Below are 11,907 nucleotides of genomic sequence, written 5' to 3' on the forward strand. Positions count from 1 at the left end.
CCTTTCTTTCAAATTCCAACAAAAAACACGCTCTGGATGTAGTAGTTACATCTGAACGTGTTTGATTTCTTGTTGCTCTCTTTGAGGGGCAATATTCCCATAGTCCGTATTTATATAAGCTATAGCAGCTACAAATACAAAAAACAAAAACCAAATTGACTTTTTGAGAAATTTTTTCATATATCTCACCTTATTTGTATTGGAAATTCAATTCATACTGGTAATAATCTTCATAAGTACGCGTATCAGAGGCTGGTCTTACCACTGTTCCTCGGTACTTATAAATACGTGTATCCATTTCAGGTCTTGTAACTGTACCAGTGTAATTTTGGACGTACTCATAAATACGTGTATCTGTAGCTGGTTTTGTTACTGTTCCCTTATAAGCATATACGCGTGTATCAACTGCAGGCTTTGTGACCATTCCTTTATACTTATCTACCAAAATATATCCACTGTAAAAGCAAGTTGTAGTATCCCCATCAATCGTGCGATTTACTAAAGTTAAAGATTGTCCATTTATATAATAAAAATGAGAACAACCACCCGTCCCCAAGTTAGGATAAACCTCGCTTATTGTAGTGAATTCTTCAACTTGATAACGTTCTAAATATCCAAAGTAACCATCTTGATGATAATTGGCTGAATTTTGGTCTTGAATATACTTAGTATCGCTTGGAGTATACGTTCCACTTACAAGATACTTTTCAAGCTTTCCTGTATAACCATTTTCATTGTATTCTTCAGCTGTAGCACCCTCTATCCATTTTGTATCTGAAGGTGTGTATTCACCACTAAAAATCGTTTTAACTGGATCTCCACTCTTCAACAAATTACCTCTATACCCGTCCGATCCATAGTCTATAGAACCTGGGAAAACGCTAGTAAATAAGGATGTTTTAGTTGTCGTGATCACCTTACTATCAGCTAGCATAAGTTTCCCACTATAAAGATAGCGTTCTAGGGTGCCTGTATAACCATTTTGGTTATACACAGCTGAGTCCTCGCCTGTCACATATTTTTCATCTGCCAGCGTATTTGTTCCACCTGTTTGTATCGTCTTTACAACTTTTCCACCTGATACTTTAACGGTCACTTTCTCCCCATCAACACGTACAACTTCTACTTTTCCCATATCTGCAGATACATCCAGCAGATTTTTTAACCCTGGCACCGTAAATGTATACTCTTTATCTGGCTGCAATGACTCAGGTGTTTTTGTAGAGTATGACTTTGCAATTTCAGTTGGCAGATTAGGTTCATTAGAATTACCACCATTTTTACCTGTGGTACGCTTCATAATCACGATTTTATCTTGACCATCTAGCGTTTTCATACCACGCACATTTTGATAGTTGTATTTATACCCAATAACAATCTCTTCTCCAAACTTAACAAGCCCTAGCTTAGAGAAAGTCACTGTTAAATCCTTTTTCTTTAATCTTTCAGCTACTTGTGAAACATGTTCAGACACACCGCCTTCTTCTTTGACAAGCTCCGTAACCTCTTCTGTCATCTTCAAAAAGGCATGTTGCTGAAAAGCATCGATAGACATCATAAGAAGAAAAGGAAAAACCACAGCTGCAAACAACGCTGTGGCCAGAATAGCACCTTTTAGGTTAGACATATGAAATCTCTCACCCCTTTCATTAAAAGAAGGTTCTACAGTACACTTGATTTAATTGAAGTAGTTGATCTGATCTAATCAGTTCACCTACCTATATTGGAAATTAAGATTGTACTGGTAATAATTCTCATAAGTACGCGTATCAGAGGCTGGTCTTACCACTGTTCCGCGGTATTTATAAATACGTGTATCCATTTCAGGTCTTGTAACCGTACCAGTGTAATCCTGTACATATTCATATATTCGTGTATCAGTAGCTGGCTTCGTTACTGTTCCCTTATAAGCATATACACGTGTGTCTATACCTGGTTTTGTTACTGTGCCACGATATTTGTTAATAATGATATTTTCAGAAACAGTATACTTGTAATAACATGTTTTTGCCCCCATTACATCCTCTGTGTAGTCATACAAAGGATAACTGCCACCTGGATATACCGCAGGACAGCTCAATCCCGTAGGTACAACATAATCAGCATAACGATCTACTAATACCTCTTTCCAACCAGCAACATATTGTTCTAACATACCTGTATAGCCATTTTGGTTGTAATAGGCTTGATCCTGACCCTCTACATATCTACTCTCGCTAGGGATGTATACGCCACTTACAACATATCTTTCAAGCTTGCCTGTATAACCGTTTTTATTGTAATCTTCAGCTGTAGCACCTTCTATCCATTTAGTATCTGAAGGTGTGTATTCACCACTAAAGATCGTTTTAACTGGATCTCCATTCTTCAACAAAGTACCATGATAGCCATCTGATCCATAATCAATAGAACCTGGGAAAATGCTAGTAAATAACGATGTTTTGGTTGTCGTGATCACCTTACTATCAGCTGGCATAAGTTTCCCACTATAAAGATAGCGTTCTAGGGTGCCAGTATAACCATTTTGGTTATACGCAGCTGTATCTTCACCTGTCACATATTTTTCGTCTGCCAGCGTATTTGTTCCACCTGTTTGTACTGTTTTTACTACTTTTCCACCTGATACTTTAACGGTCACTTTCTCCCCTTCAACACGTACAACTTCTACTTTCCCCATATCTGCAGATACACCCAGTAGATTTTTTAATCCTGGTACCGTAAATGTGTACTCTTTATCTGGCTGCAATGACTCAGGTGTTTTTGTAGAGTATGACTTTGCAATTTCAGTTGGCAGATTAGGTTCATTAGAATTACCACCATTTTTACCAGTGGGACGCTTCATAATCACGATTTTATCTTGACCATCTAGCGTTTTCTTACCACGCACATTTTGATAGTTGTATTCATACCCAATAACAATATCTTCTCCAAATTTAACAAGTCCTGGCTTAGAGAAAGTCACCGTTAAATCCTTTTTCTTTAATCTTTCAGCTACTTGTGAAACATGTTCAGATACACCGCCTTCTTCTTTGACAAGCTCTGTAACCTCTTCTGTCATCTTTAAAAAGGCATGTTGATGGAAAGCATCGATAGACATCATGAGAAGAAAAGGAAAAACCACAGCTGCAAACAACGCTGTGGCCAGAATAGCACCTTTTAGGTTAGACATATGAAATCTCTCACTCCCTTCTTGTGAAATGACTCACCATTCTGCTAAACCTTTCGGTTCAAGCACTTAAAGGTAGAAAGTTTTATCGTACTCAATTACTCATATACTCAAATTGTAGTTGATATTGATAGTAGTTGGCGTAAGTACGTGTATCTGATTCTGATCTTGTGACGTATCCTTCGTAATCCCAACTTGGATTACCTTTAGAATTGTCATAAACTATACCAGTAAATTTACGAATACCCTTAGTAGCTAAAATTTCAAGGGTATCTCCATTTTTAGGATTAGGGACAATGGAATTAAGATCAGGTTTATTTGGATATTCGACACCGTTTAATAATTCTAGTGATGATTCCCCAGATCTATAAACATACTTAGGTTCATCAAAGAAAGTATCCACATAATCAATTAAATCGCCTACCCAAGTTACACCATTTGGATCTGTTTCTTTGTACTTGAAAACAGTGTTACTACAACCTGTTGTTCCGCTAGAACGAGTCCATTCTCCATCTTTATAAACATAATTTGAAAAACTTCCAGCTACCAAATGTATACACAAATTATCACCTGTTACTTGTTTACTTGGTGCTGTTCCTGAGTATCCAACATATTGTAACTTACCTACATACCCATCTTGGTTATAATTCAAGTATTTCGCTACTCTAGGACTACTTCGTTTTTCTGTAACTCGAACAAATTTCGTATCAGCTGGAATAAATGCTCCACCTGTTTGAACTTTCTTTGAGATGGCTCCATTAGAAACTCTCGCTGTTACTTCTTCACCGTTAACACGCACAATTTCAACATTTCCAGTATTTGAAGTTACATTTAGTATATTTTTTAATCCTGGTATGTTAAACGTAAATTCACCATTGGCATTTAACGATTCAGGCGTTGTCACAGAATATGTTTGAGGTTCCTTTGGCGTGGTAGGATTACCGCCACCTGCGACTATACGTTTGTCTATTACCACTTTATTTTGTGTAGCTAACTTTTGTTTACCACGTACATTTTGATACTCATATTGATAATTAATAACAATTTCTTCTCCAAACTGAACTAAACTAGGTTTAGAAAAGGTCACTATGTAGCCTTTGCCCTTTAAATTATTCGCTACCTGTTGTACTTGTTCGGAAACGCCACCTTCTTGTTTAAGAAGCTCTGCTATTTTTTCTGTTGTACTGAGATAAGCACGTTGTTGCAAAGAGTCGATTCCAAAACTTAATAAGAAAGGAAACACTACACCAACCCATAGTGCCATCGCCAAAATTGCACCTTTTAGATTTGACATGCCTGTGCTTCACCACCCTCCCCTTAAAGTAAAAGGCACTCACCAAATTTGGTGAGTACCTACTCTAATTCATTCAGTGTTAAGTGTCGTTCAGCAGTACCCTTCACTTTACCCTTTTCATCAATATATCGAATACGGTATTGGATACCGCGAATATCTTTATCAATGGATGTTACTTTACCTCCTGCATCTACAAATGCATAATTTACTTGGAGCTTGTAGGTAAGATTTTTTTGAGTTGCTGCAATTTCAGTCAACAAATTTTCTACTAATTCCTTTTTGTCTATATACAAAGCGTCCTTCTCTGATCGTCCCTGCTCATTTAAGCCTGTTCGAATGGCTCCTACATGAGCAGTTTCCAAAACCACTTCAGTTTCGGCCATTGTACGTGTCGTTATATTCTGAACTGATGCCCCGTAGGCAATAAACCCTATAAAAGCTACGAACGCTAGTAGTGGTACAAACCATTTCAAAAAAGTCGTCATAATATCTCCTTCCTTGTGTCTTATCGTTCATATTGAAGTTTCCGCACTTGATTTTCTTTTTTGAAAAGTTGTTGATTAACACATTTCTCAAAAGACTTATGATCATCCAGAGAAAATTTTATTGGCGATAAGGCATCATCAGGATATTCAAAAACTTTGTACTCTAAATTCATTTTCTCAAAAAATCCAATCAACTCATGTGTTTTGTTCTGACCTTCAGCTGTATGTGGCATAGCTAGAATAAATGTTTTATGCTGTAAATCCCTGTTTAACATTAGTTTCTGGATAGGTTCTTTAAAATCAACATTGTCCTCTCCCTGTATAACTAATACGCCACATTCTGCATCAACACTTCGGAACGATAAAGCATCCATTCTCGAATTGCATATTACTACATGTTGCATGGACTTTTTAATATCAATATAATTTCTGCTGTTTGACTCAAATTTCTTATCAAAAAACTGAACATATCGCTGAAATTTTTCCTTTTCCTTTACTAAAAAGTCATTTCCATCTTTACACGTTTCAGGGTATATAAAAATTTGATAATCAGCATGTATTTCTTCCAGACAACTAGCGATTTCTTTGGAAGCTTTATAGCCAGCAACATCATCGTCCATAGCAATAAGAAATCGCTTATTCTTAAATTTTTCTGGATTTTCTTTTATATAGTTGCAGAGAGTTCGGTATTTCCGAGAACCTGTTAATGCCATAATTCCAAGCGTTTTATCGATTTCACGAAATGATAAACTGTCCAAAATAGCTTCACCAATAACAACGGTTTTTGCCTCTTCAGGAATATCAACAAAAAAATCCCTCGCTTCATTTGAGGGATTCACAACTAGTTGTATTTCTTTAGGCTCAATATTTGGATTAATGGATGAACGTAACAAAATTCGATCTATACGACCATCCTCACTAAATAACGGAAAGACAAGGTTTCTTTGACACATCCAATGATTATCCGCATAATTCTTCGGTAATAATCCATTCGCATATTCAAACATAAATTTCACGCCTTCTGGATTAGAAAAATCAGCAATGAACGGGGAAGTAGTTGCACGTGAAAGTCCTCGATAACCCTTGTCTAAGGTGTCACTTTCGATATTTTGTAGGACATGATTCATTAATTTTGTAAAGTCGGCCAGCTGCTTAGACTCCTTAACGCTAAGTCCCTTTCTTTTATCTTGATCAGTAGAGTAAGAGATTTCAGCCTCTTTTTCTTCGTAGGATAAAATAAAACGCTCACCACAACTATTTTCTCGATTGCATTGAATGAAATTCATATTGTTTTTATAGATAAACGCTTCCTGTTGCTGGCACTCTGGACACGTACAAATGAAATATCTGCCTCGATCCTTTGCATTTAATTCGGCCAACATCTCATTTATATCTTGATAAAGTAATTTATTGTGGCTCATCCTCCTTCACCTCATCTCTCTGTAATTGCTTTTCAATATCCAACTTAAATTGTTGTAGAATTGGACTTAAAACAAGAGATTCAATCATTTCATCATTAGCAAGCGAGAAGCCTTGCGATAAAATAGCATCATATTTTTCTTTTAAAGCCGTAACCAGTGTTAAATGAATTTCATAAGCTTCAGCAAAACTATATTGTTCTACAAAAGTTGAAAAAAGGATTAGCTGAACAGACTGATATAGTTTGAAATTGGGACATAAAGCCTCAATGCGATGTTTTCCTACAGACTGAAAACTTGCACCAGCATATTGAGTAAATTGTTTGAAAGCTGTATCCTCTTGCAATATCAAATTTACCTTTTCCTCTAACAATTTTTGCTGTTGAAGAAAGTCTGTTTGCTCACCTTGCAAAGTCTTTTGAGCATCGAGGACTAACTTTTCTAAAGCAGTTTTTATAGCTGCCATCATTTGCTCAAGTTCTGCATAAAAGCCTGTTCTAACAAGTGGTTGCATGGTCCCATATACTTGATTTAGTTGTGAACCATCTAAATAAATAGGGAACGGTTCAAAAGCAGAAACACCGAATAGTTGATCAAAGCGAATCGCAAATGTCGCAAACTCTTTATTAATAAACAGCTGCTTTTCCTCCTCAACATACTCCTTTAGGGTGTTGACATACTTATGTCGTATATCTTCTTCCCAACTATCAAATGTTAGAATTGTATGCTCAAGCTGTTTTTGGAGGCTATCTTTTTTGTCAAAATGAACTTGGCTGATAACTAAACATTGGCCATCAATCCAAAACTCAAAAGACTTGGTAGAGGCTGCCCTTTTTTCTTTTGCAATTCTGTCACGAATCCTATCAATAATTCCTTCTGCTTCGGTAAAAAAATAATTCCGTTCTTCATCAATTTCTCGAAAGTAATCACCGTCATCCTTGAAACGAATCAATAATTTTCGTAACACATTGTTTTCTCCTTCCCTTGCTTTCCCTCAGTAAAATATTAGATCAGAATCCAGATACTTTTCCTGTCATCCAAGCAACGAAAGATGCAGCTAGATAAACAATGGCGAATCCGATAAATACGTTCATCATCCAAGACTGCGCACTTTCTTTCTTTTGAGGATCTTTTGCAAACATCCAAACAAGGCCAATAATAATTAAAACCAAGCCAGCTACTGCAGGCGCAAATTTTTGTACGTCATTTGCAATCTCATTTATAAGTGTAATGGCATTATCCATGCTTTATACCTCCTTTTCCTTAGCTAGAGAAGCTATCATTCCTTTATTTTCTAAGCTAAATTCAAGAATTAGAGCTTGATGTTGCTGATGTAGCCAATCAAAATAAGACTGTCCCTGTGCCTCAAATATTTCCTTTACTAAGGCCTCAGTTTCAGCAAATCCTTCTGGCTTTACTTTGCTTTGACGCTTTCTTTCTGATGGTGTCAATTTGTAATTCTCCTTTCGATAAAATAAAAAAGCAGAAGATCGTTATCTTCTGCTCCTCATGACTCCCTGCCCCTAGGGCTAAATTAAGCCTTTATCATACGCCAATTCCGCTAAATACGTTGTCTACCATTTTCGTCCATCCAGCACCGATTTTCGCCATTAAAGGATCGATTACGCCAGTGGCAAAGGCTACCATTCCACCGAATAAAACTAAAACGATGATGGCTAATGTGATCTCTGCTTTGTAGTTATTCAATTCCTATACCTCCCTTCAATTGAGTTAGAGCAATAAAAAAAGAAGAGTCCCTCACGATCTCTTCTAAAAGGCTGTCTTTTTAAACGCCAATTCCGCCAAATACGTTGTCTACCATTTTCGTCCATCCAGCACCGATTTTCGCCATTAGAGGATCGACTACACCAGTAGCAAAGGCTACCATCCCACCAAATAAAACTAAAACGATAATAGCTAGAGTGATCTCTGCTTTGTAGTTATTCAAAATTCTCCACCTCCCTTCAAGGGCAATAAAAAAAGAGTGGCCAACGCCCCCTCTCTTGAATGCATTAATATTTAGTTCCAGCCCCAAGCTGCCTGTCGAACATTAATAAACTATCAAACACATTATTTTTTAAATGGATTAGAACCATCTTTAAAGATACCTTTTGCCATAACATCAGGATGATTATATTTACTGTCAAAGTAATCTTTTGCTACTTCAGCAACACCATTTTCTTTCGCCAAAGTTACAGTGTGATTAAGTCCAATTACGTAAGGAACGATTCCAGGAGCTTCATTAAAAATAGCAGCCTGCTTTTTAATGTAGGCTTTCATTTCAGCCTCAATTACAGCGCGCTTTTCAAGGTCATTCCAGTTATCGGCCAATTTTGTTTTAAAATTTGTAAGATCATGTTCAATTAAATTTCCCCAGAAAATTTTATTGTACTCGTATTTACCATCGACAAGTTCAAAGTACGCTGGTGTTTTTTCAGCTTCAAATGCACGATATGGTTGCCAGTCATTTTCTCGAATGCCGTATTGAATTAACTCTTGGCGATTTGCATTTGTTGCATAAACTTTTAATGCTTTAAGTGCTTCGTGTGGTGTATACTCATGCTTATTTCCATACATATCATAAGTATACTCACCTGCTTTATCTGCCCAAATATCTGTGTCAGAAAGCTTCACGTTAAACGTTTCTTCTAATGCTTGTCGACGCTCACTATCATTGTTTGATTGTAGTTTTTGCTGCGTTGTTGCTTTTACTGGTGCTACTTCTACAATTGGATCTACCTGGTTAACTGGTTTTGTTTCTGTTTCTGCAGCAAATGCTGATGTCATTAGCATCATAGATGCCACAGCAGCGAATGGCACAGCCATCACTTTACGTTTAAGGTTTTTTGTCATTTTCACTATAATCCCCATCCTTTTTTTAGTATCTTAGTTTTTTAAAATAGAAAGGACTCCCCAAATTTGGGGAATCCCTATCGTTCATGAGCTTGTGCAGCCATAGCTTTGTTTTGCTTCCTATCAAGTTGTACTGGCTCATGCTCGTACAACTTTTGATCGATAACAGTTGTAAAGTCCTTTAAGCGTTCGTTCATATAAAGAATGCTCTGCATCAACTTTGATTTAGCTGAATCTTTTACTTCAGAAATACTATCGCGAACACCATTCCGTAGCCCAATTACCTTGTCATCCATTTTTTGTTTGGATGTTAATGTACGTTCAATAATAGAATCTTTGAAATGCTGGCGACATTCCTTTAGAAGATTTTTCATTTCATCACGATAGTCAGCGAATGTCTTCTTCTTTGATTGTTGATCCACAGAATTGAGCATTTGTTCGATACCTATTTCAATACGATTAAATTGCTCACTTATTAAATGTTCCACCTCTTTCTTCGTTAAGAAAGATTGGTCATTTTCTTCACCAACTGCCTGTGTTTCGACAACCTTCATTAATTCAGTACCATGTTGTTCGATTTCATTTTGCATGTCTTTTGTGAATGTATCCTTTACATGCTTTCGTTTCTGATACTGTAAGAACATTTCTGTATTAGTTAATGAAGGATTAAGTCCTTCATTTGAAAAGCCATATTCTTCAGCAATTTCCTTCGCATATTTTTCCGCACGCCACAGTTGTTTATAGGATTTTAATAAGAAAGGTTGAAACTCATCCTTTCCTTCACGACCTTTGTAGCGTACAGCTGCGTCAACATGCCATTTTCCATCATCTCCGTACATGCTCAAAGTAACTTTTGGTTTATTGCCGTGTACTTCCTGCCTACTTTCTACAAAAGACAACATATCTGAAATATCCACTGGCTCAAGTTCATACCCATAGATTTGTTGCTTTGGACGTTCTTCCATTTTCTCTTTTCCCTCCCATCAAAAATATTAATATTTCAAAAGCGAAAAGGATCTCTCCTATAAATAGGAAAGACCCTTTATGTATCCTGTCAAAATTTTTTCTTTCTTCAGGACATAATCTTCTGATACTAATACTTTAGCACAGATTTTCCGAAAAAAAGTCCGCATTTTGTACGTGATTTGTACGCATTTTGTACGCGATTTGTACGCATTTTGTACGCGATTTGTACGCATTTTGTACGCGATTTGTACGAAGTATCGCTTGCCCTTGTTTTATCAACTGCATCCTTGTTGTTAGAGATGGTTTACTCATCCAATTCTAATTGCCTTTTAATTGAATAAATAGTGTTCCTAGCAAGACCTGTTTCTCGATGAATATTCACTACTGATTCATTTTGTTTTAATAATTGGACCACTACATTATAGATAAGACGATCCTTTCCCTTTGCTTCAGCATGATATTTTCTAGGCTTGCCTTTGAAAGCTCCACGCTCTTTAGCAATAGCGATACCTTCTGACTGTGCTGTTTTAATTCGATTTCGTTCTTCTTCAACCATCCACGAAAGAAGTGTCAAAACGAGATCGGACACCAGCTGGCCAACACCTCCTGCTAGTTCTTTATATTTTCGTGTATCAAGGATTGGCATATTTAAAACAACAATATCAATTTCATCTTCTGTTATTTGCTTCCATTCATTAAGGATTTCTTGTTTGTTCCGCCCGAAACGACTTAAATCATGAATGACCAGCACATCACCAAACCGCATTTTCGATCTCATTTCACGATAAACAGAACGAGCAAAATCTTTTCCTGACTTTTTTTCACTGTAAATTTTTTCACATCCGAAAGCTTCAAGCTCCTTCAGCTGGCGATCTAAATTTTGATCAACAGAACTAACCCGTGCATAACCAAAAATCATTATGTATCGACTCCTTTAATTGAACAACTTATAATGAACAATCTAATACATTGATATTACTACATTCTATTTTGTTCAGCTAGAGTCTACTTATAATGAACAGAAAATAGATTTAAATATACATACTATATAATTTTTTATATTAAGAGGATATTTTACAATATTATAGAATTAAATTAATAGCAATTAAAAAATTGGAAAAGGAGTAGTTTTATTATGAATAAATTATTTAGATTTAAAATTCTGTTATTAGTTTTTATGATTTCTTTAGCAACTACTTTTGCAATTCCTTTTTATACTTATGCAACAGAAATTGATAGTGATTCAAAGGTAAATCCTTTGGGGGCTGGAGAATGGGATTTTAAAGGACAACAAAATCCAACACTTGGAGCAGGAGTAGCATGGTTGACTAATGAATATGTTGCGACTGATGGTGGGAATTTTAAAATAGATATGCAAAGCACTTTTTATAGTTCAAATTATGTCCATACTACTTATTTTGTTAATGGGGTTAAAAAGTTTACTTTACTTAATTCAATAGATGACTATAAAGGAACTGTTCAAATTGGTAATCTTAATGCAGGTGATAGAGTACAATTCTCTATTTTAGTTGATAAGGGTGACAAGTTTACATTAAGCTTTTATGATTAAAGAAAAAAAACATCTTTTTATAAAGATATTTCAGAGTGTCGACAAACTAAATTCGTAACAAAAAGTTATCATAAGTCGGCATTTAACTTTAGTTTTCTATGTTCAAATATTTTTCTGAATCCTAGAAAATAAAGGGTTTGGAAAATCTGAAAAAA

14 protein-coding genes are annotated in these 11,907 nt (G+C 36.0%); 1 reads left to right on the forward strand and 13 read right to left on the reverse strand.

Features of this window, described 5'->3' with window-relative positions:
• Nucleotides 1-190: 190 nt before the first annotated feature.
• The 13 genes from AAJG31_RS03180 to AAJG31_RS03240 all read right to left on the reverse strand — a co-directional run bounded on the left by AAJG31_RS03180 (nucleotide 191) and on the right by AAJG31_RS03240 (nucleotide 11,101).
• Complete coding sequence (locus AAJG31_RS03180; protein WP_004230925.1) at nucleotides 191-1,627, reverse strand: hypothetical protein; 1,437 nt, start codon at nucleotides 1,625-1,627, stop codon at nucleotides 191-193.
• Between the two features lie 87 nt (nucleotides 1,628-1,714).
• Complete coding sequence (locus AAJG31_RS03185; protein WP_004230923.1) at nucleotides 1,715-3,169, reverse strand: hypothetical protein; 1,455 nt, start codon at nucleotides 3,167-3,169, stop codon at nucleotides 1,715-1,717.
• Between the two features lie 91 nt (nucleotides 3,170-3,260).
• Complete coding sequence (locus AAJG31_RS03190) at nucleotides 3,261-4,460, reverse strand: hypothetical protein (RefSeq protein WP_004230922.1); 1,200 nt, start codon at nucleotides 4,458-4,460, stop codon at nucleotides 3,261-3,263.
• 59 nt (nucleotides 4,461-4,519) lie between these two features.
• Nucleotides 4,520-4,945 (reverse strand): hypothetical protein, encoded by a 426-nt coding sequence (locus AAJG31_RS03195; protein WP_004230920.1) that lies wholly within the window; start codon nucleotides 4,943-4,945, stop codon nucleotides 4,520-4,522.
• A gap of 20 nt (nucleotides 4,946-4,965) precedes the next feature.
• The gene (locus tag AAJG31_RS03200) at nucleotides 4,966-6,366 is read right to left on the reverse strand and encodes a toprim domain-containing protein (protein ID WP_004230919.1); all 1,401 of its coding nucleotides are present in this window, start codon (nucleotides 6,364-6,366) and stop codon (nucleotides 4,966-4,968) included.
• Nucleotides 6,353-7,330, reverse strand: coding sequence for a hypothetical protein (locus AAJG31_RS03205; RefSeq protein WP_004230917.1), 978 nt, complete (start codon nucleotides 7,328-7,330; stop codon nucleotides 6,353-6,355). The genes AAJG31_RS03200 and AAJG31_RS03205 overlap by 14 nt, the downstream gene beginning before the upstream one ends.
• 43 nt (nucleotides 7,331-7,373) lie before the next feature.
• Entirely contained in the window at nucleotides 7,374-7,607 is a 234-nt protein-coding gene (locus AAJG31_RS03210; RefSeq protein ID WP_004230916.1) for a pilin, read from the reverse strand.
• Between the two features lie 3 nt (nucleotides 7,608-7,610).
• A complete protein-coding gene (locus AAJG31_RS03215) occupies nucleotides 7,611-7,814 on the reverse strand; it encodes a hypothetical protein (RefSeq protein WP_004230914.1) in 204 nt (67 codons plus the stop codon).
• A gap of 94 nt (nucleotides 7,815-7,908) precedes the next feature.
• Entirely contained in the window at nucleotides 7,909-8,070 is a 162-nt protein-coding gene (locus tag AAJG31_RS03220) for a hypothetical protein (RefSeq protein ID WP_004230910.1), read from the reverse strand.
• A gap of 79 nt (nucleotides 8,071-8,149) precedes the next feature.
• Nucleotides 8,150-8,311 carry a hypothetical protein gene (locus AAJG31_RS03225; protein ID WP_004224145.1) on the reverse strand — a complete coding sequence of 54 codons (162 nt, stop codon included), beginning with the start codon at nucleotides 8,309-8,311 and terminating at the stop codon, nucleotides 8,150-8,152.
• A gap of 122 nt (nucleotides 8,312-8,433) precedes the next feature.
• Nucleotides 8,434-9,222: a TrbC/VirB2 family protein gene (locus tag AAJG31_RS03230; protein WP_066036889.1), complete on the reverse strand. Its 789-nt coding sequence runs from the start codon at nucleotides 9,220-9,222 to the stop codon at nucleotides 8,434-8,436.
• Between the two features lie 71 nt (nucleotides 9,223-9,293).
• Nucleotides 9,294-10,181, reverse strand: coding sequence for a hypothetical protein (locus tag AAJG31_RS03235; protein WP_004224149.1), 888 nt, complete (start codon nucleotides 10,179-10,181; stop codon nucleotides 9,294-9,296).
• A 305-nt stretch (nucleotides 10,182-10,486) separates the two neighbouring features.
• On the reverse strand, nucleotides 10,487-11,101 hold the full coding sequence (locus AAJG31_RS03240; protein ID WP_004224151.1) for a recombinase family protein: 615 nt from the start codon (nucleotides 11,099-11,101) through the stop codon (nucleotides 10,487-10,489).
• A gap of 216 nt (nucleotides 11,102-11,317) precedes the next feature.
• Here AAJG31_RS03240 and AAJG31_RS03245 point away from each other — a divergent pair, with 216 nt between their 5' ends.
• Nucleotides 11,318-11,752 carry a hypothetical protein gene (locus AAJG31_RS03245; protein ID WP_004224152.1) on the forward strand — a complete coding sequence of 145 codons (435 nt, stop codon included), beginning with the start codon at nucleotides 11,318-11,320 and terminating at the stop codon, nucleotides 11,750-11,752.
• Nucleotides 11,753-11,907 lie beyond the last annotated feature (155 nt).

The sequence above is a fragment of the Lysinibacillus sp. BS3 genome (assembly GCF_039614735.1).
Taxonomy (GTDB): domain Bacteria; phylum Bacillota; class Bacilli; order Bacillales_A; family Planococcaceae; genus Lysinibacillus; species Lysinibacillus capsici.